General features: G+C 66.3%; 22 protein-coding genes and 1 tRNA gene. 11 read left to right on the top strand and 12 right to left on the bottom strand.

What is annotated here, in order from left to right; genetic code table 11:
* Window positions 1-64 precede the first annotated feature (64 nt).
* Window positions 65-1003: a proline racemase family protein gene (locus ACCQ07_RS12895; protein WP_008571377.1), complete on the bottom strand. Its 939-nt coding sequence runs from the start codon at window positions 1001-1003 to the stop codon at window positions 65-67.
* 160 nt (window positions 1004-1163) lie between these two features.
* On the opposite strand from ACCQ07_RS12895, the gene ACCQ07_RS12900 reads away from it, so the two are divergent.
* From ACCQ07_RS12900 to ACCQ07_RS12915, 4 genes are all read left to right on the top strand, one after another.
* Window positions 1164-1880, top strand: coding sequence for an AraC family transcriptional regulator (locus ACCQ07_RS12900; RefSeq protein WP_007965956.1), 717 nt, complete (start codon window positions 1164-1166; stop codon window positions 1878-1880).
* Window positions 1881-2085: 205 nt separating this feature from the next.
* Window positions 2086-3705: a signal recognition particle-docking protein FtsY gene (gene ftsY, locus ACCQ07_RS12905; protein WP_218489151.1), complete on the top strand. Its 1620-nt coding sequence runs from the start codon at window positions 2086-2088 to the stop codon at window positions 3703-3705.
* Window positions 3706-4051: 346 nt separating this feature from the next.
* Window positions 4052-5125 carry an A/G-specific adenine glycosylase gene (gene mutY, locus ACCQ07_RS12910; protein WP_008571380.1) on the top strand — a complete coding sequence of 358 codons (1074 nt, stop codon included), beginning with the start codon at window positions 4052-4054 and terminating at the stop codon, window positions 5123-5125.
* 23 nt (window positions 5126-5148) lie between these two features.
* On the top strand, window positions 5149-5424 hold the full coding sequence (locus ACCQ07_RS12915) for an oxidative damage protection protein (RefSeq protein WP_008571381.1): 276 nt from the start codon (window positions 5149-5151) through the stop codon (window positions 5422-5424).
* A 374-nt stretch (window positions 5425-5798) separates the two neighbouring features.
* Here the strand turns inward: ACCQ07_RS12915 and ACCQ07_RS12920 are convergent, their stop codons facing one another.
* Window positions 5799-7421: a hybrid sensor histidine kinase/response regulator gene (locus tag ACCQ07_RS12920; RefSeq protein WP_014090458.1), complete on the bottom strand. Its 1623-nt coding sequence runs from the start codon at window positions 7419-7421 to the stop codon at window positions 5799-5801.
* 130 nt (window positions 7422-7551) lie between these two features.
* Window positions 7552-8163, bottom strand: coding sequence for a hypothetical protein (locus ACCQ07_RS12925; protein ID WP_372163953.1), 612 nt, complete (start codon window positions 8161-8163; stop codon window positions 7552-7554).
* 335 nt (window positions 8164-8498) lie between these two features.
* Here ACCQ07_RS12925 and ACCQ07_RS12930 point away from each other — a divergent pair, with 335 nt between their 5' ends.
* Window positions 8499-8699: a KGG domain-containing protein gene (locus tag ACCQ07_RS12930; protein ID WP_005914053.1), complete on the top strand. Its 201-nt coding sequence runs from the start codon at window positions 8499-8501 to the stop codon at window positions 8697-8699.
* A 304-nt stretch (window positions 8700-9003) separates the two neighbouring features.
* Window positions 9004-9795 (top strand): excinuclease Cho, encoded by a 792-nt coding sequence (gene cho, locus ACCQ07_RS12935; protein WP_234703046.1) that lies wholly within the window; start codon window positions 9004-9006, stop codon window positions 9793-9795.
* Window positions 9796-9947: 152 nt separating this feature from the next.
* Here cho and ACCQ07_RS12940 read toward each other — a convergent pair whose 3' ends face one another.
* Together ACCQ07_RS12940 and ACCQ07_RS12945 are read right to left on the bottom strand one after the other, a co-directional pair.
* Window positions 9948-10223 (bottom strand): hypothetical protein, encoded by a 276-nt coding sequence (locus tag ACCQ07_RS12940; RefSeq protein ID WP_014090462.1) that lies wholly within the window; start codon window positions 10221-10223, stop codon window positions 9948-9950.
* A gap of 247 nt (window positions 10224-10470) precedes the next feature.
* Window positions 10471-10546: transfer RNA gene (locus ACCQ07_RS12945), tRNA-Phe, on the bottom strand.
* Between the two features lie 181 nt (window positions 10547-10727).
* Here ACCQ07_RS12945 and ACCQ07_RS12950 point away from each other — a divergent pair.
* The 5 genes from ACCQ07_RS12950 to dxs all read left to right on the top strand — a co-directional run bounded on the left by ACCQ07_RS12950 (window position 10728) and on the right by dxs (window position 16994).
* On the top strand, window positions 10728-11264 hold the full coding sequence (locus ACCQ07_RS12950) for a lipocalin family protein (RefSeq protein WP_011347882.1): 537 nt from the start codon (window positions 10728-10730) through the stop codon (window positions 11262-11264).
* A gap of 114 nt (window positions 11265-11378) precedes the next feature.
* Complete coding sequence (locus tag ACCQ07_RS12955; RefSeq protein ID WP_011347883.1) at window positions 11379-11855, top strand: LEA/WHy family protein; 477 nt, start codon at window positions 11379-11381, stop codon at window positions 11853-11855.
* A gap of 53 nt (window positions 11856-11908) precedes the next feature.
* Window positions 11909-13702, top strand: coding sequence for an acyl-CoA dehydrogenase C-terminal domain-containing protein (locus tag ACCQ07_RS12960; RefSeq protein WP_008571388.1), 1794 nt, complete (start codon window positions 11909-11911; stop codon window positions 13700-13702).
* Between the two features lie 286 nt (window positions 13703-13988).
* Window positions 13989-14645, top strand: coding sequence for an HNH endonuclease (locus ACCQ07_RS12965; RefSeq protein WP_008571389.1), 657 nt, complete (start codon window positions 13989-13991; stop codon window positions 14643-14645).
* A gap of 432 nt (window positions 14646-15077) precedes the next feature.
* Window positions 15078-16994: a 1-deoxy-D-xylulose-5-phosphate synthase gene (gene dxs, locus ACCQ07_RS12970; protein ID WP_372364146.1), complete on the top strand. Its 1917-nt coding sequence runs from the start codon at window positions 15078-15080 to the stop codon at window positions 16992-16994.
* Window positions 16995-17028: 34 nt separating this feature from the next.
* Here the strand turns inward: dxs and ACCQ07_RS12975 are convergent, their stop codons facing one another.
* From ACCQ07_RS12975 to ACCQ07_RS13005, 7 genes are all read right to left on the bottom strand, one after another.
* Window positions 17029-18285: a glycosyltransferase gene (locus tag ACCQ07_RS12975; RefSeq protein ID WP_372356277.1), complete on the bottom strand. Its 1257-nt coding sequence runs from the start codon at window positions 18283-18285 to the stop codon at window positions 17029-17031.
* The gene (locus ACCQ07_RS12980; protein WP_008571392.1) at window positions 18275-18886 is read right to left on the bottom strand and encodes a hypothetical protein; all 612 of its coding nucleotides are present in this window, start codon (window positions 18884-18886) and stop codon (window positions 18275-18277) included. The genes ACCQ07_RS12975 and ACCQ07_RS12980 overlap by 11 nt, the downstream gene beginning before the upstream one ends.
* Window positions 18864-20018, bottom strand: a complete 1155-nt coding sequence (locus ACCQ07_RS12985) for a glycosyltransferase (protein ID WP_046931934.1) — start codon at window positions 20016-20018, stop codon at window positions 18864-18866. The genes ACCQ07_RS12980 and ACCQ07_RS12985 overlap by 23 nt, the downstream gene beginning before the upstream one ends.
* On the bottom strand, window positions 20009-20968 hold the full coding sequence (locus tag ACCQ07_RS12990; RefSeq protein ID WP_008574543.1) for an NAD-dependent epimerase/dehydratase family protein: 960 nt from the start codon (window positions 20966-20968) through the stop codon (window positions 20009-20011). Before ACCQ07_RS12990 ends, ACCQ07_RS12985 begins: the two co-directional genes overlap by 10 nt.
* Window positions 20965-21813 (bottom strand): MBL fold metallo-hydrolase, encoded by an 849-nt coding sequence (locus ACCQ07_RS12995; protein ID WP_122272632.1) that lies wholly within the window; start codon window positions 21811-21813, stop codon window positions 20965-20967. The genes ACCQ07_RS12990 and ACCQ07_RS12995 overlap by 4 nt, the downstream gene beginning before the upstream one ends.
* A complete protein-coding gene (locus ACCQ07_RS13000; RefSeq protein ID WP_029819702.1) occupies window positions 21813-22811 on the bottom strand; it encodes a 3-oxoacyl-[acyl-carrier-protein] synthase III C-terminal domain-containing protein in 999 nt (332 codons plus the stop codon). The genes ACCQ07_RS12995 and ACCQ07_RS13000 overlap by 1 nt, the downstream gene beginning before the upstream one ends.
* Window positions 22812-23011: 200 nt before the next feature.
* Complete coding sequence (locus tag ACCQ07_RS13005; protein WP_057682173.1) at window positions 23012-24028, bottom strand: TraB/GumN family protein; 1017 nt, start codon at window positions 24026-24028, stop codon at window positions 23012-23014.
* Between the last annotated feature and the right edge of the window lie 20 nt (window positions 24029-24048).

Genomic DNA, 24048 nt, shown 5'->3' on the forward strand with positions numbered 1-24048 from the left:
GCAGACAGTGCTGCGCCAGACGGCGTGACCGACGCAAGCACCGGTGCGGGCCGCTGGGGTTCCATCAGGCCACGATGCCCCAGGCGAACGGGTCCGCCGGGTCGATCACCAGTTGCGCGCGCGCGGTGATGTACGCCCGCCCACTGATGCGCGGTGCGATGCCACGCCCGCTCAACCGATAATTGCCTTCGAAGGCGCTGCCCAGAATGCCTTGCTGCACCCAGCGCTCGCCTTCGGCCAACTTGCCGTCCGCCGCCAGGCAGGCCAGCTTGGCGCTGGTGCCGGTGCCGCATGGCGAGCGGTCGTAGGCCAAGCCCGGGCACAGCACGAAATTGCGCGCCACGCCGCTACCGTCGGGCGCAGCGCCGTTGACTTCGATATGGTCGATCTCGCCACCTGCCTCGCCAGTGATCCCGGCCGCTTCCAGGGCCAGCCGAACCGCCTCGGTGTAGGCGGTCAGCTCGCGCTGATGCGCCAGGTCCAGCGCGCACGGCGCCTGCTCGGTGATGAAGAACCAGTTGCCGCCCCAGGCCACGTCGCCGCGCACCCGGCCATGCCCCGGCACCTCCACCTCCACCCCGCTGGCAACGCGATAGCTCTCGACATTGTCCACCCACACCGTGCCGTCGTCGGCCAGCTCCACGCCCACCGTGCCGACCGGCGTCTCGATCCGGTGCTGGCCCGGGCCGATGCGCCCCAGCTCGGCCAGCGTGCGGACCACCCCGATGGTGCCGTGCCCGCACATGCCCAGGTAGCCCACGTTGTTGAAGAAGATCACCCCGGTGCAGGCGCCTGGGTCGCGCGGGGGCAGCAACAAGGCGCCCACCATGGTGTCCGACCCACGCGGCTCGCAGGCGATGGCGCTGCGCCAGTGGTCGAACTCGCTGCGAAAGCGTTCGCGGCACTGCGCCAGGTCGCCATCGCCCAGATCTGGAAAACCGGAAAGGACCACGCGGGTAGGCTCGCCAGCCGTGTGGGAGTCGATGACGTCGATGGTGTGCATATCCCATGCTCCCACTGCCGACCTGCGGGCGACTAGCGTTCAATGCCAAGTGAAAATGCGGAAATCCGCACAATCATCCACCCGAATCACAACCGCGCGTTTGCGCTAGGATCATTGCTGGGCTGCACCGTCGTGCAACCGTCTAATCGTGACCGCCACCATGACCCTGATGGACCTCAACCTGCCCGCCCTGGAAATGCAGACGCTGTTCGATGCACTGCCGGATGTGGTGTTCTTCATCAAGGACAGCGAGGGCCGCTACACCCATTGCAACCTGACCCTGGTGCGCCGGTTGGGACGCAAGCTGCGCAGCGAGATCATCGGCCGCTCGCCGCTGGAAGTGTTCCCGTTGCCGCTGGGCGGCAGCTACATGATGCAGGACCGCCGCGTGCTGTGCGGCGAGCTCATCGACAACCAGCTCGAAGTGCATCTGTACCCCAACCGCCTGCCGGGCTGGTGCCTGACCTTCAAACGCCCGCTGTGCGAGGCCAATGAGGTGATCGGCGTGGTCGGCATCTCACGCGACCTGGGCCAGCCCGACAGCCGACATTCTGCATACGAACGCTTGAGCCAGGTGATGGAACACATGCAGGCCAACTTCGGCGACAACCTGCGCGTGCAGAGCCTGGCCGACCTGGCCGGGTTATCGGTGGCGCAGCTGGAACGCCACTTCCGCCGCGTGTTCCAGGTCACCCCGCAGCAATTGCTGACCAAGTTGCGCATCGAATCGGCGATGCGGCTGCTGTACGGCGACGACAGCATCGCCAGCATCGGGCAACGCTGCGGGTTCGCCGACCAGAGCGCGTTCGCGCGTCAGTTCAAGGCCACCGTCGGCATGACGCCGCGCGATTATCGCGCGCTCAAGGGTCAGTTATAAGGACACAACTTCGCGTTGACACATCGCTGGCACAAATGCCGAATTCGGCAGGATTTGCCATGCACTGGCGCAGCCGGGGCAGTCGCCAGACCTGCGGGACTGCGCTGCATGCAATGCGCCCGGACGCGGCGCCACGCTAAAGGCAGCGTCAAGGTGTCAGCAGGGCTGGATGATAGAATTTCCGGTTTCCCCTACTGCGTTGCCAATGGCCAGCTTTTTTCGCCGTAACAAGCCAACCACGCCCGACAGCTCGCGTACCTCGCGCTACAGCCTGGAAGAACTGGCAGCCGCATTTCCCACCGCGCCGTCTGCCGCCCCCCCGGCATCGCCGGTCGACGCGCTGCCCACGGCCGAGCCAGGCAGACAGACGGCCGCAACGCCGGCTATTGCGCCTGTCACTCCTGCTCCGGCAGGCAGCGAGCCTGCGGCGCCAGCACCGCCGCAGACCACCGCCGCGCCAGCCGACCAGCTGGCGCAGGAAATCGCTGCACGCACTGGCCAGGCGCAGAGTATTGCCGCCGTCCCCAGCGCGCCTGCAACTCCTGCGGCGCCCGCGCCGACCGCATTGCAGGCGCTGCCAGACCCAATGCCCGCCAGCGCGCCCGGCGCGCCGGTCGTGGTGGTGCCGCCGGTCGTGGCGCAGCCGCAGACCGTTCCAACGCCGCCTCCCGTCGTGCCTGCCCAGCCGGCCACACCTTCGCAACCCGTCGCCCCTGCCGTGGTCGCACCGCCGGTGGCCGCTGGGCCGGTCTCGACGCCTGCACCGGCTGCTTCAGCTCCCGCCAGCGCGCCCCCGACCAGTACCGCGCCGACGGTCACCGCACCGGCCATCGTCAGTGCACCGCTGGCGAGTACGCAGGACGACAGCATCGTCGGCCAGCGCGACGCCCTCCCCGCCGCGCCGGCGGGAAAACCCGGCTGGCGCGAGCGGCTGCGCAACAGCACCTTCGCACGCAGCTTCGGCGGCCTGTTCTCGCGCAATCCCAAGCTCGATGACGACCTGCTGGATGAAATCGAAACCGCACTGATCACCGCCGACGTCGGCATCGGCGCCACCACTGCGTTGATCGACGGCCTGCGCAAGCGGATGAAATCGCGCGAATTCGTCGACGCCCAGGCTCTGTTCAAGGCCTTGCGTGCCGATCTCATCGCGCTGCTGCAGCCGGTCTCCAAGCCGCTGGTGATCGACCGCTCGCTCAAACCGTTCGTGGTGCTCACCGTCGGTGTCAACGGCGTCGGCAAGACCACCACCATCGGCAAGCTGGCCAAGCGCTTCAAGGACGAAGGCAACAGCCTGATGCTGGCCGCCGGCGACACCTTCCGTGCTGCGGCGGTGGCGCAATTGCAGGCCTGGGGCGATCGCAATGGGGTGGCCGTGATCGCGCAGGGGCAAAACGCCGATGCCGCGTCGGTGGCGTTCGACGCGCTGCAGGCCGCCAAGGCGCGCGGCACCGATGTGTTGATCGCCGACACCGCCGGCCGCCTGCACACCCAGACCGGGCTGATGAACGAGCTCGGCAAGATCCGCCGCGTGCTCGGCAAGATCGATGCCGCCGCGCCGCACGAAGTCCTGATGGTCATCGACGGCACCACCGGCCAGAACGCCATCTCGCAGCTGCGCCAGTTCCACGCTGCCGTGGGCGTCACCGGCCTGGTCGTGACCAAGCTCGACGGCACCGCCAAGGGCGGCGTGGTGTTCGCGCTGGCGCGCGAGTTCAATATTCCGATCCGCTTTGCCGGTATCGGCGAGCGTCCGGAAGATCTGCGCGTCTTCGACCCGGTCGCCTTCGTCGACGCGCTGTTGCCCGACGCTTTGGGCGGCTGATCGGAAGATGCCTGCCCGCGTCTGCAACCGCTGCGCGCGCAGGCGCTACAGGCAGGTTGCACGGTGCGGCGGGTGCCATGCGATTGGTTGCAGGCAAGATGCGTCCTGGAGGTTGCCCAGCCCTTGCGCGCAGGACGCTGAAGGCAAGGTCGCGCGGATGCGTCAGCGGCCTGCTCCCATGCGCCGACACCACCGCATCGGGCTGGCGATGAAGGATCTTTCTGCGAACGGTGCCTGGGCGGAATGACGGTTGCGCTGCAGCGAAGGGACGCCACGCACGACACGCGCAGCAGATCCACTCCCCCGTCCCGCCACTCTCGCCTCGCCTCCATCGCCAGCAAAGCTCATGCCAGCCGACCACGCCACTCCCTCCGCCGATGCCTTTGTCGACCGCCTGTTGCACTGGTTCGACGGCCATGGCCGCCATGATCTGCCCTGGCAGCACCCACGCACGCCCTACCGGGTGTGGCTGTCGGAAATCATGCTGCAGCAGACCCAGGTGGCGGTGGTCATTCCGTATTTCCACAAGTTCATGGCGCGCTTCCCCGCGCTGGCCGATCTGGCGGCGGCCGACAACGACACCGTGATGGCGCAGTGGGCCGGACTGGGCTACTACGCCCGCGCGCGCAATCTGCATGCCGCCGCCAAGCAATGCGTCGCGCTGCACGGTGGGCAATTGCCGCGCGACTTCGATGCACTGCTTGCGCTGCCGGGCATCGGCCGCAGCACGGCAGGCGCGATCCTGAGCCAGGCCTGGAACGATCGCTTCGCGATCATGGACGGCAACGTCAAACGCGTGCTCGCCCGCTTCCACGGCATTGCCGGGTATCCCGGCCTGCCGGCGATTGAAAAACAGTTATGGCAACTGGCCACCAGCCATGTTGCGCATGTCCCGGCTGGCCGCCTGGCCGACTACACCCAGGCGCAGATGGATTTCGGCGCCACGCTGTGCACGCGCGCCAAGCCCGCCTGTGTGCTGTGCCCGCTGCAGACCGATTGCATCGCACGCCGCGATGGCCTGGTCGAGGCATTGCCCACTCCCAAGCCCGGCAAGCAGCTGCCCGAACGCGAGGCCACTGCGCTGCTGCTGCAGAATGCCGAGGGCCACATCCTGCTGCAGCGACGCCCGCCAACCGGCATCTGGGCCGCGCTGTGGACGCTGCCGCAGGCCGATACCCACAGCGGCATGCGCGCCTGGTTCGCAGCGCATATCGACGGCAACTACGAGCGCGCCGACGAGATGCCGCCGATCGTGCACACCTTCAGCCACTACCGGCTGCATTTGCAGCCCTTGCGCCTGCGCAAGGTCGCGCTACGTCCGGCGGTGGGCGACAATGACGATCTACGCTGGGTAGCGCCTGCCGATCTTGCATCGCTGGGCCTGCCGGCGCCGATCCGCAAGTTGCTCGACGCGCTGTAAACGCGTGTCCCAAAGGAATCCGCATGTCCCGCACCGTGTTCTGCCACTACCAGCAAAGCGACGCCGAAGGCCTGGATTTCGTGCCGTATCCGGGCGAGCTCGGCCAGCGCATTTTCGCGCAGATCGGCAAGACCGCCTGGCAAGCGTGGCTGGCGCATCAGACCATGCTGATCAACGAAAACCGGCTGTCGCCGCGCGACCCAAAACACCGCGCCTTTCTCGAAGCCGAACTGCAGAAGTTCCTGTTCGAGCGCAATGCCGACAAACCCGAAGGTTATGTGGCGCCGGTGGGTGACTGAGCGCGCGGAGGTGGGATCGGCAGCAGTAGTGACTGCCTTTACGGGACCAGTGCGTTTTCGGGAGTGATCGCGGGAACCTGCTTGTGGTGCAGCGCGTGCCGGAACGGCCAGCCACTCACCGACGTGCTATTCACCGATGTGGCCTGGATGTTCTCGCCGCAAGACAAGCCTGGTGATCTGGCCAACGCCCCGTGCAGGACGCGGGTGATCTGGCGGAGGCGACAGGCGCCCAGCTCCGCGGGCCTCACGGCTGCCAGGCTGCTCCCCACGCCTGCGGCTGCGGGCGCCGCGCTGGCGAACTGACGCAATCTTGAAACTGCAATCGCGGCTGCAGTGCGATGCCGCAGCGGCATCGCACTGGCGGTCTGCCGGCCTCAACCAACCCCGGTCGGCCCATCCAGCAACATGCGGATGCGCTTGAGCAGTTCCTTCTGCGTGTAGGGTTTGTCGACCACATCGAATTCGGCGCCGCCCACATCGGTGCGCTGGATGCTCGCATCGGCGTAGCCGGTGGTGAGCAGGATCTTGATCTTCGGCAACATGCGGCGCGCCTCACGGGCGAGCATTACCCCGTTCATACCGCCGGGCATGATCAGGTCGGTGAACAGCGCATCCACCTGCGGGGTCTTCTCCAGGACCTCCACCGCCTCGCGTCCGCTGGATGCAGACAGGACGCGGTAACCGGCTTTTTCCAGAAACATCCGCGCCACCACCGCCACGTCCTGCTTGTCTTCCACCACCAGGATGGTTTCGTTGCCCCCCTTGTCGATGGCGCGGCTCTTGGCGGCCTGCAAATCGTTTTCGAATTCGCTGGAGGCGGGGAAATACAGCCGCACCGTGGTGCCTTCGCCCACCTCGCTATAGATGCGCACGGTGCCGCCAGACTGCTTGACGAAGCCGTACACCATCGACAGGCCCAGGCCGGTGCCCTGCCCTTCCTCCTTGGTGGTGAAGAACGGTTCCATCACCCGGCTGACCACCTCCGGCGGCATGCCCGAGCCGGTATCGGTCACGGCGATGCTGACGTAGCGGCCCGGGGACAGCTGGTGATACATCGCCAGGTCGTGGCCCGAGATCTCCACGTTCTGGGTCTGCACCGTGACTTCCTTGCGTTCGGCCTGCGCCATCGCGTCGCGCGCATTGATCAACACATTCAACAGCGCCACCTCTGCCTGGGTGGTGTCGATCTGGCAGTTCCACAGCCCTTCTTCCAGCGTCTGGCGCAGGGTGACGCCGCCCCCCAGCGCGCGCTCGGCCATGTTGGTCATGCCGGCCACCAGCCCGTTGAGGTTCACGACCCGCCCGCGCAGTTTCTGCTTGCGCGAAAACGCCAGCAATTGCTGGGTCAAGGTGGCCGCCTTGGCAGCGGCGGCCGCCGCGTGTTCGGCACTGAAGGCAATCCGCTCGGCATTCCCCGCGCCGGCGCTGGCCATCATCTGGATCACTTCCAGATGTCCAGACATCACCTGCAGCAGATTGTTGAAATCGTGCGCGATGCCGCCCGTCAGCTGGCCCAGCGCTTCCATCTTCTGCGCCTGGCGCAGCGCATCTTCGGCATCGCGGCGCCGGCTTACATCCAATTGCGAGCCGAAGAAATAGACCAGGTTGCCCTTGTCGTCGAACACCGGCGAGATGAAAAGCGCATTCCAGAACGAGGAGCCGTCCTTGCGGTAATTCAGCACCTCGGTGGCAAATTCGCTGCGGCTTTCGATCGATGCGCGCACATCGCTGATGCTGGCCGGATCGGTCTCGGGCCCCTGCAGGAAACGGCAGTTGTTGCCGATGACCTCATCGGCGGCATAGCCGGTCATCTCCAGGAACGCGCGGTTGGCGAACACGATGGGATTATCCGGAAGATGAGGGTCGGTCACCGTCATCGGCATGCGCGTGGTTTCCACTGCGGCAAAGAAGATGTCCGAGCGGTGCTTCTCGACAGGCAAGCCGCGTGTGTCGCTGATCTGAGGCGCCCGCAGCTCTCCGTGACCGGGATCGTTCAAGTGATGTTCTCCGCGGGGCCATTCCCGTGGCTACAGTCTAGTTGGGTTCGGTGAGGCGATTCGTCACATCCATGAGCATTTCCCGTACGGCCGCGCCCGCCATCGAACCGGATGCGCTGCGATAGCGCCATCACGGCGCAGGCCTGTAGGCAGAGAGCAGCACCGGCTTACGCGGGTCGGCGGCAATTTCCTTGTGCTCGCTCAGACGCAGCGCTTGGGCATCGGGCGTGTCCTGGGTGTTCATTTCCCATGCTTCGATCACGCGTTTGTGGAACACGAAGACGCCGCGGCGGCGGTCGTAACGAAAGGTGATGTAGTCGGTCCAGTGTTGTCCGCACGCCACCGCGTTTTGCACGGTGAAATACGCGCCCTTTGCGACCAGGCCCTGGTCGCTGTCCAGAAATGGATCGCACTGCCCGCCTTCGTCGGCGTTGAAGATCACCCGCATGTTGCGCGCGGCTTCCACAAACCCACCGTCGGCGTTTGCAACCAGCACCAGCAGGGTACGCGGCGGTGCTGCATGGCCAGGGCCGCGCAGCGTTTGTTCTGCGGATGCACGCAACGCAACCACGTAATCCTGCCGGCCATCGCCGGTGAGATCCGCACTAGCGACACTCATCACCGACTGCCCGGCCGGTAACAGGCTGGCAGCACCGGCAGGCAGCGTAGCGGCGCCGGCTGACATGGCCAGCGTCGCGGTCGTTGCCAGCACGGTTGCCCACCATCTGCATCGTGTCGTCATCGCTGTGTTCTGGTCTGCGTCGGGGCTACCAGCATAGCCGGCCGCTCCTGCCCCGCGCTCCGGCATCGGCGCGCAACACGTAGGGGCGTGTCGTCGCACGGTCGCCGCATGCCATTCGGCGCACACGCGCGATGGAGCCGCAATCCTGTCGAGCGTCTGCCGCATTGCGTCGCCACACCGCGTTTTTCGCCAGTGAAGATCGCTCCTCAAGCCCGCTTGCTGGCTCACGCCCGGCTGTCGAAATCCCCACGTCCGATTGATGCCTCCACCGCGATGCTGGCCCTGCACCACGGCGTCCAGTGGTGCATTCCCCAACCGACGAGTGAGAATCTGCAATGGCAAATCAGAACGACAACAAGGGTGGCACCAGCAACCGCGGCTTTGCTTCGATGGACGAAGACAAGCAGCGCGAAATCGCTTCCAAGGGCGGCAAGGCGGCCCACGAAAGCGGCAACGCCCACGAGTTCACCTCGGAAGAAGCACGCGAGGCCGGCAAGAAGGGCGGCCAGGCGAGCGGTGGCGGCAACAACCGCTGAGCTGCGCAACACGGCAGGTACCAAGGCGGTTCCGCAAGGGCCGCAGCTCTTTCCGGAAGCGCGTTCTTTTCAAGAATCGGGCGGCGTCTCAGCTGATGCGACAGCACATCGGCACGCTGCCGCCCGATGACCAGGATGTTCCGCACACACTCGCACCCCACCGTGCATGCAGCAGCGCCAGGCCCCCTGGATGGTTGCGCACGCGTCGATCCACTGACGCAGCAGCAGACCAAGGTCCGCCGTGGCACGCAGTGAACGCGTTCGCCGCGGGCTCGGTGCGGTCGAATACGCCTCCCCCGATCATTTGCGCAGCACGCTCGAAACCTTGCCGACGACTGCCGGGGTGTATCTCTTCCACGGCCAGGACAGCGAGCTGCCGTTGTATATCGGCAAGAGCGTCAACTTGCGGGTGCGGGTGATGGATCACTTCCGCACGCCACGCGAAGCCTCGCTATTGCGCCAGACCCGTCGCATCAGCGTGTTCGAAATGGCCGGCGATCTCGGTGCGCAGCTGCTGGAATCGCAGCTCATCAAATCGATGCGCCCGCTGTACAACCAGACGCTGCGGCGCGTCCCGCGTCAGTTTTCGATCCGGCTGTATTGCGGCGACGTGTCCATCGTGCATTCGGCCGAGCGCGACCCGGCGGTCATATCGTGGCTGTATGGGCTCTATTCCAGCCCACGCGCCGCCCAGGAAGCGCTGCGGCGGCTGGCCGATCGCGACCGCCTTTGCTACGGGCTGCTCGGCCTGGAACGCGCCACCGATGGTCGCCCGTGTTTCCGCGCCATGTTGAAGCGCTGTGCCGGTGCCTGCCATGGCGCCGAATCGCTGGGCGACCACGAGATGCGTTTACGCGCCGCCCTTGAGCATCTGGAACAGGCCGTCTGGCCGTTTCCTGGCGCGGTGGCGTTGAAGGAAGAGGGCAAGCAGTTGCGTCAGTTTCACGTGCTGCGCAACTGGCACTATCTGGGCAGCGCCACCTCGCTGGCTGCGGCCCGCAAACTGAAGACCGCACCCGGCGACTTCGATCGCGATTGCTACCGGATTTTGCGCAAGGGCCTTCAAACGCATTTGCACAACGTGGTGTTGCTGTAGGCACGGCATGGGTGGCGTGTTCACTTGGGCACGCGCAGCAGGTGCTGAGTTCATGCGAGGCATCGCGCGACGCGACGCCGGCCTGTCCTGTTCCCCCCACCAACAACGGTCCCGCCGCCTACGCTCTCCAAGCGCATGCGAGAGCCCGCGATTCAGCCACTCTGCCTCTCGCAGCTGCGGTATTCCTTGGGGTCCAGAAACTCCGCCAGACAAGAACCGACGCGCAGCGCCTGCTCGCGTGCGTCGCCCCGATATTCGCCCTGCCCTGCGCCCTCGACCGTGGCCACGGGCGCGGCGCGGTCGCGGTGGTAGACGAACGCGGTGGAAAGCCACAGCGTCGCGCCAGGCGCCTGGCTTTCCAGGGTCTCCACGCGGAATTCACCGCAGTAACCGTGGATCAGGGTGCGTCGAAGTGTCTTGTGCGTCATGCGCGCAGTATCGCCATGCGCATTTGAAGACCACGTCGAAATCGATTGCATTGCGTACACATAGGACCTACGCGGATGAACGGGTGGCCGAACCAATGCGCGAGTCTGCGTCCGCGCTGGATCACGTCAGCGCAAGCACGCGCGCATGCAGCACAAAGACTGTGCAGCGCGCGCAAAATCGAGGCAGTGACAGGGGAACAACAGATCCGGTGAGAACCGGGAAGCCTTGCGAACGAAGGCTTGGATATGGTGGCCGAGGACGGAATCGAACCGCCGACACGGGGATTTTCAATCCCCTGCTCTACCAACTGAGCTACTCGGCCACTTAACCTGCAACACGATGCCTGCGTTGCGAGGACGCGCACTATAGCGAGCAGGCGCAGTTTGGGCAAGCGTTGCGAGCAACTTTGTTGCCGGCCGCCGTGGGGGCCGCGTTTCTTGCACCGCTTCACGCCGCGCGGCCGGCGACATGGCCTAGCCTGCGCGCGTCCACCGGAGATTGTCATGCGCCTGCCCCGCCTGCTGTTGTCGTTCGTCGCCCTGCTGCCGCTGACAGCGTTTGCGCAACAGCCGGTGCGCGCGGTGCCGCAGCTGGACATCTCGCGCTATGCCGGCCAGTGGCATGAGATTGCGCACCTGCCGGTGTCGTTCCAGAAAAAGTGCCGCAGCGACATTACCGCCAGCTACACCTTGCGCGACGACGGCTTGATCGGCGTGCGCAATGGCTGCCGCACCGCCGATGGCAGCCTGACCCAGGCCGACGGCGTGGCGCGCCCGGTCGCCGGCCAGCCCGGGCAGTTGCAGGTGCGCTTTGCTCCCGAGTGGCTGGGTTGGTTGCCGCTGGTGTGGGCCGACTATTGGGTGATCGCGCTCGACCCGGATTACCAATGGGCGGTGGTCGGCGAGCCGGATCGCAAGTACCTGTGGATCCTGTCGCGCTCGCCACAGATGCAGCGCGCGCAACTGGAACGGCTCAAGGCGCAGGCGACCGAGATGGGCTACGACCTGTCGACGTTGATTGTGGCCGCGCCGTTATTGTGAGGCTGCGTATCACCTGGCGTAATGATCCGGCACCCGCGCTTCGCGCACTCGGGAGCGGCGACCGTACTGCGTAGTATTCTTGGCGCCGCCTCATTCCGCCAAGGACCCGAGTCCATGCGTCGTGCCTATCGCCTTCTTCTTGTGTCGCTGGCCTGCGGGCTGCTGCTGAGCGCCTGCGGCGGCGCAGTCCGCCGGGTGTCCGAGCCGGCCGCCAGCATCCAGCAACTGACCGTGCGTGCCGACGGCTCCTGGTCGGTGGACCTGCGCCTGCAGAACTACAGCAGCATCCCGATGCAGTTCGAACGCGTGGCACTGGAAATCTCTGCCGGCGATCAACTGGCCGGCAAGCTCGACCAGGCCGTGGGCATGTCGATCGGCCCGGAAACCGCAGACGTGGTCACCGTCACCGTGCAACCCACCTCGCTGGGCCGCATCACCGCGGCCGACGTGCTGGCCGGCGGCCGCTCGTTCCCGTACACGCTCAAGGGCACGGTCTGGGCGACCCCACAGGACAAGAAACAACGCGAGTTCAGTGTGGAATCGCGCAATACGCTCAGCCCGGCTCCCGGCCTCAACGGCGTGCTGCGCTAAGAGTCGCTAAGGCGCACGCGCACGCCTCCCGTACCCGCTTCCAAGGATCCCGCATGAGCAGCTATACCGCCCCGCTGACCGATTTCCGCTTTGCCCTGCACGACGTGCTCGGCGCGCACGCCCTGTTCGCCCGGCTCGGCTACACCGAGGCCAGCACCGACATCATCGACGCCGTCCTCGAAGAGGCCGGCCGCTTCACCTCGCAAGTGCTGGCGCCGCTCAACAGCGTGGGCGACGAGATCGGTTGCGCGTTCGACAAGAGCACGCACGCGGTGACCACCCCGCCCGGCTTCCGCGCCGCCTACGATCAATTCGTGGAAGGCGGCTGGAACGGGCTCACCGCCGAACCGCAATTCGGCGGCCAAGGCATGCCGCACACGCTGGGCGTGCCGCTGAGCGAAATGATCAACGCTGCCAACCTGGCCTGGGGCAACTTTCCGCTGCTGTCGCATGGCGCGATGGAAGCCCTGCGCCAGCACGGCGAGACCTGGCAGCAGGACGTCTTCCTCAAACCCCTGATCGACGGCCGCTGGACCGGCACCATGTGCCTGACCGAACCGCATTGCGGCACCGACCTGGGCCTGCTCAAGACCCGTGCCGAACCCAATCCCGATGGCAGCTACGCCATCACCGGCACCAAGATCTTCATCACCGCCGGCGAGCACGACCTCACCGACAACATCGTGCACCTGGTACTGGCCAAGCTGCCGGACGCACCGGCCGGCGCCAAGGGCATCTCGCTGTTCGTCACCCCCAAGTTCAAGGTGGGCCGCGACGGCAGCGTGGGCGAGCGCAATGCGCTGCATTGCGGCTCCATCGAGCACAAGATGGGCATCAAGGGCTCGGTCACCTGCGTGATGAACTTCGAGGGCGCGCAAGGCTACCTGGTCGGCCAGCCCCACAAGGGACTGCAGGCGATGTTTACGATGATGAATACCGCACGCCTGAGCGTGGGCCTGCAAGGCATCGGGTTGTCCGAGCGCGCCTACCAGAACGCCCTGCGCTACAGCCGCGAGCGGTTGCAATCGCGGGCGCTCAGCGGGGCCAAATTCCCGGACAAGCCGGCCGACCCGATCATCGTGCACCCGGACGTGCGCCGCATGTTGCTGACCATCAAGTCGCTGACCGAAGGCAGCCGCCTGCTCGCGTTGCATGCGGCCAGCCTGGTCGACGTCGCCCATCGCGGCGAGAGCGAACGCGAACGCGCCGACGCCGAGACCCTGGTGAGCTTCCTCACCCCGATCTCCAAGGCCTGCCAGACCGAATGGTCGATCGAGAACACCTACCACGCGCTGCAGTGCTTCGGCGGCCACGGCTACATCCGCGAATACGGCATGGAGCAGCTGGCCCGCGACGCGCGCATCACCACCATCTACGAAGGCACCACCGGCATCCAGGCGCTGGACCTGATCGGCCGCAAGACCGCCGCCAGCCAGGCCGCCGGGCTAAAGCTCTTCCTGGCCGATGTGGAAACCTTCGCCAACGCCCAGGACGGCAACGCTGCGCTGGCCGAGTTCATCAAGCCGCTGCGCGACAAGTGCAGCGAATGGGCGATGCTGACCCGCGATGTGCTCGACCGCGCCGCGCGCAACCCGGACGAACTGGGCGCGGCCAGCCACGACTACCTGTTTTATTCGGGCTACGTGGTGCTGGCGTACTGGTGGGCGCGCAGCGTGGCCGCTGCCGATGCCTCCGCGCACAGCGAGGACTTCAAGCGCGCCAAGCGGGAGACGGCGCGGTTCTACTTTGCCCGCATCCTGCCGCGCACCCTGACCCATGCCGCCGCCATCCGCAGCGGCGCCGCACCGCTGATGACCCTGGAAGCGGAGCTGTTCGGCGAAGGCTGAGCGCCTCGCGCCGGGTGCGCTCCTACGGCTCACGCCGCGGAATCCTGCCGCTGTCGCAGGAGCGGACCTGGCCGCGACAGAGCGGTATCGCTCGACAAAGCCTCGCGCCCGGGTGCGCTCCTACGGCTCATCAACGCCATCACTGCGTTCGACGAGCGATTCCGCAGCGCGGCGGCACGCAATGGCGGGCAACGGGACTTGCCGAGCCAGTGCTTTGAAAACACGCGCCAACGCCGTTCGCTGCGATACACAAACTGTCAACGATCGGGTATAAGCTGTTTTCCCGATGGAGACAGACACGCACGTTCGTGATGTGATCGTCCCCGGAGGCAGCGCTGCCCCGGACGCGGGCAGCGCTGTCGCTGCAATCCACCAACTCCCCACGCTTCGCCTGCTGTCGCTCGATGCGCATGGCCGCGTGCTGGACTGGATCAACTGGCAAGACGCTGCCTGCCTGTACGCCCGCGATGCGGTGTCGTGGACGCTTGGCGAGCCATGCATGCAGATCCACGGCGGCATCTCGCGGCTGACCGGCGAGCGCAGCACGCTGGAACTGCACCCCATCATCGCCGCGCGCGGGCATGCCCGGTCGCGCGCGCTGGACCCGACCCCGACCCTCAGCAACACCGCGTTGTTCGCGCGCGATTCGCAGCTGTGCATGTATTGCGGCCAGCATTTCAGTCGCCCGCACCTGACCCGCGACCACGTCATGCCGGTGTCCAAAGGCGGGCGCGACAGTTGGGAAAACGTGGTGACCGCCTGCTTCCAGTGCAATTCGCGCAAGGCCAACCGCACGCCGCAACAGGCGCATATGCCGCTGCTGGCGGTGCCCTATCGGCCGAGCTGGATCGAGCACCTGATCCTGTCCAACCGCAACATCCTGTCCGATCAGATGGCCTTTTTGCGCGCGCAGCTGCCCAAACGCTCCAAGCTGTCGCTGTAAGCCGGCTGGCCACGCGTTGCGCCTGCCGGCTGGTGAGTGGCCGCGCCACCCTTCGGCCGAGTGCCAAGACAACCACGGGCGCTTGGGCCTGGATGCCGTGCGGTTGCCCCACTCGCGCCGCAGCGCTGGCGGCTTCGCTGGCGCACGGGGTGTCCGACGTGACATCGAACCCGGCCACGGCGATCCAACGCATGAGGCACCCGGACACGGCCAAGCGTCCCATCCCACGCAGGCAAGGGCCAAGTGGTCTAGAGGACTCGGCGCAATCGGTCCATCGAACGGTGCGGCAGATTGCCGCAGGTGTGGGTAAGCATCGCGCGCGCCAGGCGTGACGGTGTGTGTGCCCATCACTTCCCGCTGACAGCTGAACCGGTTTGCTTGCCGGGCCTTCGCATGGGGAGGACAATACGGCTTCAGAAGATTGACACGATGATGATCGACACCACCCGCTATCCGCGCCTGTCCCGCATCCAGACTCCCGACGATCTGCGCCGCTTCGACGAAGCCGAGCTGACCGCGATCGCCGAAGAACTGCGCTCCTATCTGATCGAATCGGTGGGCAAGAGCGGCGGGCACTTCGCGGCCGGCCTGGGCGTGATCGAGCTCACCGTCGCCCTGCACTACCTGTATCAGACGCCGGTGGATCAACTGGTGTGGGACGTCGGGCATCAGACCTACCCGCACAAGATCCTCACCGGCCGGCGCGACCAGATCCACACGGTCAAGCAGAAGGACGGCGTGGCGCCGTTTCCCAAGCGCGAAGAAAGCATCTACGACACCTTCGGTGTGGGCCATTCGTCGACCTCGATCTCGGCCGCGCTCGGCATGGCCATCGCTGCGCAGCGCAACGGCGACGACCGCAAGATGGTGGCGGTGATCGGCGACGGCGCAATGACCGCCGGCATGGTCTACGAAGCGCTGAACCACGCTGGCGGCATGGACCCGGAACCGAATCTGCTGGTGATCCTCAACGACAACCGCATGTCGATCTCCGAAGCAGTGGGCGGGTTGACCAAGATGCTGGGGCGCGCCAGCGGCAGCCGCACGCTCAATGCGATCCGCGAAGGCGGCAAGAAGATCCTCGGCGACAAGAAGAACAACCCTACCGCGCGTTTCGTGCGGCGTTGGGAAGAACACTGGAAAGGCATGTTCGTGCCGTCCACGCTGTTCGAGGAGATGGGCTTCCATTACACCGGCCCGATCGATGGCCACGACCTGCCCAGCCTGGTCGGCGCACTGAAGACCCTGCAGACGCTCAAGGGCCCGCAACTGCTGCACGTCATCACCACCAAGGGCAAGGGCTACGAGCTGGCCGAAGGCGATCAGATCGGTTATCACGCCGTTGGCCCGTTCGATCCGAGCAAGGGCCTGGTGGCAAAGGCCGGCGCCAAGAAGCCGACCTATACCGACGTCTTCAGCGACTGGGTCTGCGACATGGCCGCCGCCGAACCCAAGCTGTTGGTGATCACACCGGCGATGCGCGAGGGCTCGGGCCTGGTGCGCTTCAGCAAGGAATATCCGCAGCGCTATTTCGATGTGGCCATTGCCGAGCAGCACGCGGTAACGCTGGCCGCTGGCATGGCGACCCAGGGCGCCAAGCCGGTGGTCGCGATCTATTCCACCTTCCTGCAGCGCGGCTACGACCAACTGGTGCACGACGTGGCGGTGCAGCAACTGGATGTGCTGTTTGCGATCGATCGCGGCGGCGTGGTCGGCCCGGATGGCGCCACCCATGCCGGCAATCTGGATCTGAGCTTCCTGCGCTGCGTGCCGCACATGGTGGTGATGGCGCCGGCCGATGAGGCCGAATGCCGTCAGATGCTGAGCACCGGCGTGCAGTACCAGGGCCCGGCAGCGGTGCGCTACCCGCGCGGCACCGGCCCGGGTGTTGCGCTCGATGCCTCGCTGGCCACCCTACCGATCGGCAAGGCGCAGCTGCGCCACAGCGGCACCCGCATCGCCCTGCTCGGCTTCGGCGCGACGGTGGATGCGGCAGAGGCGGTCGGCCGCGAACTGGGGCTGACGGTCGTGAACATGCGCTTCGTCAAGCCGCTGGACAAGGCGATGCTGCTGGAGCTCGCAAAAACCCACGACGGCTTCGTCACCATCGAAGACAACGTGGTTGCAGGCGGCGCAGGTGCTGGCGTGTCGGAACTGCTCAACGCCGAAGCCGTTACCATGCCGATGCTGCACCTGGGCCTGCCGGACAGCTTCCAGCATCACGCCAGCCGCGAAGACCTGCTGGCCGAGGCCGGCATCGACCAGGCCGGCATTCGCGCCGCCGTGCTCAAGCGCTGGCCGCAACTGATGACCAGCAAGACGCCTGCGTTGAACGCTGCGGCAGGCTGAGCGCGCCGACAGATTCGTTGTGGCGCGTGCCGCATTACACCGGCGGCACCGCGCCAGTACGCGCGAAACCCTCCACCAGCTGCGCGATGCGCGCCTGCGATTGGATCAGTTGTAGCGCCGCCTGCAGGCGACGCACGCCATGTGGCACCTCGCCGGCGCCGAGCGCCTGACGCAGCAACGCCGGCAAGCCATCCAGATCGCGCAACCACCAGGCAGCACCTGCCACCTGCAGGCGCGCGGCGTGATCGAACTGGTCGTAATCCAGCGGGTAGACGATGGCCGGCAATCCCGCGGCGAGGCAGGCGTAGAGAATGCCGGCGCCGCCGTGATGGATCACCAAGGCGTAGCGGTGCAGGTGCTGGGCGTAATCCACATAGGGCAGCCGCTGATAGTTGCCCTGCCCCGGCTGCGGCGAAGCGCCGGTGTCGCCGTCGCTGAAATGGAAGACCACCTCCGGGAACTGCGGCGCCAGCGCACGCAACACGCCATCCATGCGCTGCTTGACCCATTGCAGATGCGTGCCCAGCGTCACCAGCACATGCCGGCGACCGTCGACGAAGGTGGGCGCCGGCACCGACGAAGGCGGCGTGCACAACTGCGGCCCGACAAAGCGCACTGCCGTCGGCCAGCGTTGCGCCAGCTCGAACGACGGAACTCCCAGGGCCAGGATGCACTGCGGCGAATACACCGCCTCGCTGCGATCGCGGCGATAGATTGCCGGCAACCCGCACGCGCGCATCTGGCGCCGATAGCAAAGGTGCAGGGTCCGTTTGAAGCCACGTGTGAGCCGGCGTGCCGCTGCATGCCAGACACGCTGCAAGGGTGTGGTCGCAGGCAGCAACCCGCCAAAGTATGCGGGCGGCCCATCCGTGGTTTCGATCACGCATGGAGACGGCATGCTGGTCCACCAGGCAATGCCCATCGTCTGTGCGGCCAGTCCTGCGCTGGGCAGGGTGAAGTCGACGATCACCAGATCCGGCCGCCGCGCGTGCCAGCGCTGCTGCAGCGCTTCGCCGAGCTGCGCCATGAGCCCGAGTGCGCTGTGCAACTGCCGACGCAGGCGCACGGGGTTGTGGCCCACTGCATGCGGCGGGTTGGCGATGGAAAGCAGCAAGCGATCGGCATGCGCATCCAGCACGCTGGCAGCGGCGAGCCCACATGCCTCGATGCGCGCCCGCGCAGCAGGCGTGCTGATGACGCAGACATCGTGCTGCGCGGTGAGCTGTTGCGCGATCGCCAGGATGGGATGCAGATGGCCGCTGTAGGGCGGTGCGATCAGATCAATGCGCATGCGCTGCGCCCTGTCGCATTCGTTCGATCTGCGCGACAAAGCGCTGGCACTCGGCAAGCACCTCGGCGTTGCGCAGGTACGCCATGTGTCCGCACGCAGGTCTGGCATCGACCTGCCCATCGAACAGTGTTCGAGAGATCCAGTCGCTGCGGCCCTGTACCACGCGCAGCTGGCCGAACACTGAGGGCGCATGACACACTGGGCCGTACGCAAAAACCGCCAGGCGTGCACGCAGCGCATCCGGCAACTGCAATGCGGTCAACAGCTGCAGTCCGCAGCTGCCGGCAAGAAGCAGCGTCATCGGCGCCTGATCCAGCAGCGCATGGACACGCTTGCGATCGGCTTCGGCAAGGCGGGCATGTCGGGCCGCAAGATACTGCCGTGCATTGGAGAGGCAGGCACGCCACAACGGCGTACGCCGGTGCGGCGCGCCGTTGCGGTGGTACGGGTAATTGCAATCCAGCAGCTGCCGGCCTGCGCCCTGCAGCTGTTGCAGAAATGCGCCCTGCTCCGCACTCAAGGCGCAGCTTGCCGGATCGCTTTGCCCGGTGAGGAAGGCGATCTGCAGCGGCACCGACTCACTCCGCACGAAAGCACCCATTCGGTAGCACGCGGTAACGCCGCGTGCGCCAGCGGATCGTGCGCACCAGCGCTGCGTGCAGCAGATGCAGCGGCTGCAGGCATTCGGCGCATAGCGACACCAGCAGGCGGTGGCGAACGGCGCCGGTGACGCGCCATTGCACAGCGCACAGCAGCAGCGCGCGCACCAGCAAGACAATCAACACGCAGAGTGCAGCCGGCCAGGTGTGCTGCACGCAAGCGCAGACCAGCATGGCCACCAGCAGCAACGGCGGCAGCCCCTGCAACACGCCGATGGCACTGCGTACGTGCAGGCGTTGACGGCCTAGCAGGATCGATGCGAACAGCATCCAGCGATGCATCTGGCGCACATAGCCACGCAGGTCGGGCATGGCGGTACGCATCGCCACCGGCGCAGTGGATTGCCAGAGCCGCCCGCCGCGGTCGCGCACCAGGGTGGCGAAGGCCAGATCGTCGGTCAGCTGCTCCAGCAATGCAGTAAATCCACCCCAGCTGCGCAGCTGTTCGGTGCGCGCGGCATAGCACATGCCATTGATGGTCAGCGGCGCTGCGAATGGCAGCCAGCCCAAGTACGTGAGCGCGGCATTGTTGTTGACGAACTGCGCCAACAGGCGCCCGGCCAGCGTGGCGCTGTCGCGGTAATACGGCAGTGCGGTGACCACATCGGCATGCGTGAGGTCCGACAACAGCTGCGACAGCGCATGGCCGCCGAGGTGCGCATCGTCGTCGAGAATCAGGCTGACAGGCGCATCGATGTGCGGCAGCGCGTAATCGAGTTTCCAGGCCTTGGGGTTGATGCCTGGTGGCGCCGCGGGCACGAGAATGCGCGCGATCCGCAGCTGCGGATATTGCGCAACGACAGCAGCGGCAGCGGCGTTTCCCGGGCCATCGTCGGCATCCAGCAACCAGACGAACTGCGCCTGCGGCAATGCCTGCGCGTTGGCAACAAGCACCTCCTGCAAATGCGCATCGCCACCAAGAATAGGCTGCAGGATCGCCACCTCGGCCGGCGTGGCAACGGCACGGCGCGCCGGCCTCGCACGTTCGCCACGCATCACCCACAGCACGGCCGCCGTCTTGACCAGCAGCACGGCCAGATACAACGCCGCCAGGATGGGAACGATCAGGTCCACTGCGCTGCCTGCCAGCGCACGAAGGCGTCCACGCCCTCGTCCAGGCCGACGCTGGGCGGGCCCAGATCGGCAAGCGTGCGGCGCGGATCGAAGGTCTTGGAATATGCGAACACGCCAACGCCGAAGCGCGTGATCGGCGGCTCGCCCCGCAGCCGCAGCCCGCGATACACCGCTTCCACCACGCTGGCCATGCGCAATGCGGTGCCGATGCGCACCTCGCGCCGTGGCAACGGCAGCTGCAGGCGCGCCAGCACCTCCAACAACAACTGCTGCAGGTCCACCGGGTGTGCGTTGGTGAGATTGTAAGCAGCCTGCAACTGCGGCGCGGTGGCCGCGCGGTACAGGTAATCGCACAGCGTATCGATATAGATCAGGTCGCCGATCACCGGCTGGGTCTGGCCGACGAAACGCGGCAATGCACCCTTGCGCGCGGCGGCGATCACGCGCGGAAACAGCACCGTGTCGCCGGGCCCGAACACCGCACGCGGGCGCAACACGCTCTTTTCCCCGGGATAGTCATCCAGCAACGTCTCGCCAAGATATTTGGTTTGTGCGTATGTATTGACGAACGCCGGGCCGATCGGGCTGTCTTCATCCAGGCCGTATTGATGCGCTTCGCGATAGAACACCGAACTGGAGGAGACATATAGCAGGCGCGGGCAGCCGTTGCGCTTGCAGAAGTCGATGAGGTTGGCGGTGGCCTGGACATTGTGCCGCTGAAACTGCGCACGCGTGCCCCACGGCGAGGCCAACGCAGCTGCATGAATCACCACATCCGGTTGCCAGTCCAGCGAGAAGGCCTGGCTCAGATCGATGCGATGGTAGTTGGGCAGGTCGCTGGCGCGGCGGCCGATACCGTGAATCTCGACGCCCGGCTGCCCCTGAAAGCGCCGCAAGAATGCACCACCGACAAAACCGGACGCGCCGGTCACGAGAATGCGCAGGCTCATCGCCACTCCGGTTGATATCGGTCAAGACTCGGCTGGCAATGCGAAGGCAGGATGACCAGTTCCGGATGGGCGTGCGACAAGGCGTGCAAGCGATGCACGGTGTGCTGGAATGCGTGCCAGTCGTGCATCAGCAGACGCGTGGGCCAGGCCGGCCATTGCAGCGTGGCCCAGGTGGCCGAGGACCATACCGCGTCCGCACACAGCAACACCTCGCGGTCGTGCTGGTCGCGTACCCACAGTCCCATCTGGCCGGGCACGTGCCCGGGTAGCGATACCGCGAGCACGCTGCCGTCCTCGAACAGATCGTAGGCCGGGCCGAGCTCCTGCCAGGCTCCAGTCAACGCGCGCTGCGGTGCCCGGTCGGCAAACTGCAGCCGCTGGTCGAAGTCGTCCGGCAGCAGCTGCGGCAGCAAGGCGCGGCGCAACCCACCCATGCGCGAACAGCTGCGCAGCTGCTGGTAATCCGCGCGCAGGCAGAGAAAGCGCGCATTGGGCAGATCGCGCAGGCCGCCGACATGGTCGGCGTGGAAGTGCGAAATCAGGCACCAGGCGATGTCATCCAGCGATACGCCACGTTTGTTCAACTGCGCGCCCAGGGTTTGGTCGGCGGGCAAGCTGACTGGCGTGGTCCAGCGGTACAGGCGCTCCGGCCAGGGATCGGTGGCACGAAAAAAATGCGCGGCATAGCCGGTGTCGTACAACAGCGCGCCACGCTGCGGATGCCGGATCAGCACGCTCAGTGCGGGGAATTCCACCGCATGCCAGTGACCATCTGCACGCACCATGCGTTCGCAATGGCGGCAGTGGCCCACGCGCAGCAGCTCGAGCGACACGCGGACCGGCATCAGTAACGCAACACCATGCCGCCGATGGCAAGCCCTGCCCCGGTGCCGAGCAGCGCGACCAGATCGCCACGCTGCAGGCCCAGGTCGACGCGTGCATGATGCAGCGCATGCGGCAACGACGCGGCGACCTGGTTACCCGTGTGTTGCAGGATGCGCACCACCTGTTCGGGGCGCAGTCCCAAGGTCTGCACCACATGATCCAGGCCGCCGCCGGAAGCCTGGTGCGGTACCAGGCAACGCAAGGCTGCGGTGGCGGTGCCGGCCTCGTGCAGCAGCTGTTCCCAGAACGCCGGCAGATGCCGCGCGGCGAAACGGTAGGCGCCGCGTCCGTCCATGCAGAACACGCGCGAGGCATCGGGCGCGCTGTCTTCGCCATGCGGGTAACGCGTGCCACCGCCGCGAATGCGGCACAGCTCGGCGCCACTGCCATAACTCGCTAGGCGGCTGGAAAGCAACGCCGAGCCCTGCTCCGCTTCGCTGCGTCCAACGACCACTGCGGCTGCGCCATCGCCGAACAAGCCGGCCGTGGCCGGCGTCGCCGCATCCAGCCCGGCCGATGCGACTTCGCTGGAGACGATCAGCACGCGCTCGTAGCGACCCAGCGCCAGTGCGTTGGCCGCCATGTCCAGGGCCACCAGAAAACTGAGGCAGGTTGCATTGACGTCGAATGCGGGGATGCCCGAATCGCCGAGGCCGAGCGCGCGCTGGATCAGCACCGCCTGGCAGGGAATCGGCTGCTCCATGACGCTGCAGGCGGAGATCAGGCAATCGATCCGACTGGCATCGAGCCCGGCGCTGGCCAAGGCCTGCTGTGCAGCGGCTGCCCCCATCGACGATGCGGTCTCGCCCTTGCCCACGTAATGGCGCGTCTCCACGCCCAGACGCGCGAACGTGGTTCCGGCCGGCAACTGCCAGCGCTCGTCCAACTGGCGCGATGTCACTTCCGTCGCCGGAACATGGCGCCCGGTGCCCAGGATGCGCAGCGGCAATGCGTTCAACGCGGAGCTCTCAAAACATGAAGGCGCGCAGCATACCGTGGCCGCATCGGTAGGCCCACCGCCGTGCATGCCGATACACCTTTAAGCGCATGCACCGCGAGGCACGCCGCGCAACAGCCGCCTGCCGCATCCATTGCGTCTCTGCCAACTGCTGTGCTCGTGCTCGGCATGACGCGCCAGGCGCACGCGGCGACATCGCCTCAAGGCGCTTCCACCTCATAGCCCAGCGCTTGCAGGCGTGCCAGATAGCCATCCGGCGCGGTCAACCGGCTGATCGGCAACACCGCGAACGTGCTGCGATTGCGTTGCAGCGCAGCGGTGGCGATACCCAGCCAATGCTCGCGCATGCGCCGTTCCAGATCGTCGATGCCGCGTTTCCTTGCAGCACCGGAGCTGGCCATTGCGTCCATGCAGGCGGCCTGCGGGTCTTCGCGCGGCAGCCGACGCAAGGCCTCGACATCGCCCACCGACCAGGCATTGGCGCGCTCCACCATCGTCGGCAGGTCGCGCTCCACGGCCACCAGAATGCTGCGGAAACATGCGGTATCGTCCATTCCGCCGGCACGGAATTCCTTGAGCGCCTGGCGCGGGTCCTTGATCTTGTAGTCCAGCGCGGTCGGTGTGGGTTTGATGCCGGCACGCTTGGCAGCGCGTTCCACCACTGGCCAAACCACCGGCGAACGGGCCAGGCCGGAGCGCTTGATCGCCGCCTGATACAACTCGCCGGCAGCCAGCATCGGGCGTTTGCGCTCAACGCCGCGGTCGCTGCCGAGATAGCGCGCCTTGGACACGCTCCAGCGCGCATACAGGTCGGCCGGCAAGATGTCGCGCAGCTCGCGCCCGTCTTCGTTCTTCATCGCTTTCATGGCCGACGGCAGCAAGGTCAGCTTGCCGAAGAATCCCATGTCCGCATCCACCTGCACGGTTGGCGCTGCCAGCACCTGCTGGGACTGGCCGATGATGGTTTCCACTTCGGTCGACTGCCACTGCAGCCGCTTCGGCAAGGGCGACAAGGTACCCAGGATCCACAACACATGATCGCCCTTACTGACCTTCCACAAGCCCGGCCCGGGCTGCACGCCGCGCACGACCATGGCCTCCAGATCCACCACTGCTGGTGCCGGCGTCGCCACCTTGGGCGGCACGGCTTCCCCGGCGGTCGCCAGCAGCGACACCAGCATCAAACCCATTCCCCATCCCGCGACCTTGCGTTGCATGGTGTCTTGCCCCCTGTTTG

The sequence above is a fragment of the Xanthomonas sp. NCPPB 3583 genome (assembly GCF_041475715.2).
In the GTDB taxonomy this organism is placed as follows: Bacteria; Pseudomonadota; Gammaproteobacteria; order Xanthomonadales; family Xanthomonadaceae; genus Xanthomonas; species Xanthomonas euvesicatoria.

Bases quoted from the DNA above. Each gene is read 5' to 3' on its own strand.
- ACCQ07_RS12950 (WP_011347882.1), top strand. From the start codon at position 10,728: ATGCGCCTGCCCCGCCTGCTGTTGTCGTTCGTCGCCCTGCTGCCGCTG.
- ACCQ07_RS12965 (WP_008571389.1), top strand. From the start codon at position 13,989: ATGGAGACAGACACGCACGTTCGTGATGTGATCGTCCCCGGAGGCAGC.
- ACCQ07_RS12995 (WP_122272632.1), bottom strand. From the start codon at position 21,813: ATGCCGGTCCGCGTGTCGCTCGAGCTGCTGCGCGTGGGCCACTGCCGC.
- ftsY (WP_218489151.1), top strand. From the start codon at position 2,086: ATGGCCAGCTTTTTTCGCCGTAACAAGCCAACCACGCCCGACAGCTCG.
- ACCQ07_RS12990 (WP_008574543.1), bottom strand. From the start codon at position 20,968: ATGAGCCTGCGCATTCTCGTGACCGGCGCGTCCGGTTTTGTCGGTGGT.
- ACCQ07_RS12925 (WP_372163953.1), bottom strand. From the start codon at position 8,163: ATGACGACACGATGCAGATGGTGGGCAACCGTGCTGGCAACGACCGCG.
- ACCQ07_RS12940 (WP_014090462.1), bottom strand. From the start codon at position 10,223: ATGACGCACAAGACACTTCGACGCACCCTGATCCACGGTTACTGCGGT.
- ACCQ07_RS12900 (WP_007965956.1), top strand. From the start codon at position 1,164: ATGACCCTGATGGACCTCAACCTGCCCGCCCTGGAAATGCAGACGCTG.
- ACCQ07_RS12915 (WP_008571381.1), top strand. From the start codon at position 5,149: ATGTCCCGCACCGTGTTCTGCCACTACCAGCAAAGCGACGCCGAAGGC.
- ACCQ07_RS12960 (WP_008571388.1), top strand. From the start codon at position 11,909: ATGAGCAGCTATACCGCCCCGCTGACCGATTTCCGCTTTGCCCTGCAC.
- ACCQ07_RS12975 (WP_372356277.1), bottom strand. From the start codon at position 18,285: ATGCGCATTGATCTGATCGCACCGCCCTACAGCGGCCATCTGCATCCC.
- ACCQ07_RS12955 (WP_011347883.1), top strand. From the start codon at position 11,379: ATGCGTCGTGCCTATCGCCTTCTTCTTGTGTCGCTGGCCTGCGGGCTG.
- ACCQ07_RS12980 (WP_008571392.1), bottom strand. From the start codon at position 18,886: ATGGGTGCTTTCGTGCGGAGTGAGTCGGTGCCGCTGCAGATCGCCTTC.
- ACCQ07_RS13005 (WP_057682173.1), bottom strand. From the start codon at position 24,028: ATGCAACGCAAGGTCGCGGGATGGGGAATGGGTTTGATGCTGGTGTCG.
- dxs (WP_372364146.1), top strand. From the start codon at position 15,078: ATGATCGACACCACCCGCTATCCGCGCCTGTCCCGCATCCAGACTCCC.
- ACCQ07_RS12895 (WP_008571377.1), bottom strand. From the start codon at position 1,003: ATGCACACCATCGACGTCATCGACTCCCACACGGCTGGCGAGCCTACC.
- mutY (WP_008571380.1), top strand. From the start codon at position 4,052: ATGCCAGCCGACCACGCCACTCCCTCCGCCGATGCCTTTGTCGACCGC.
- ACCQ07_RS12930 (WP_005914053.1), top strand. From the start codon at position 8,499: ATGGCAAATCAGAACGACAACAAGGGTGGCACCAGCAACCGCGGCTTT.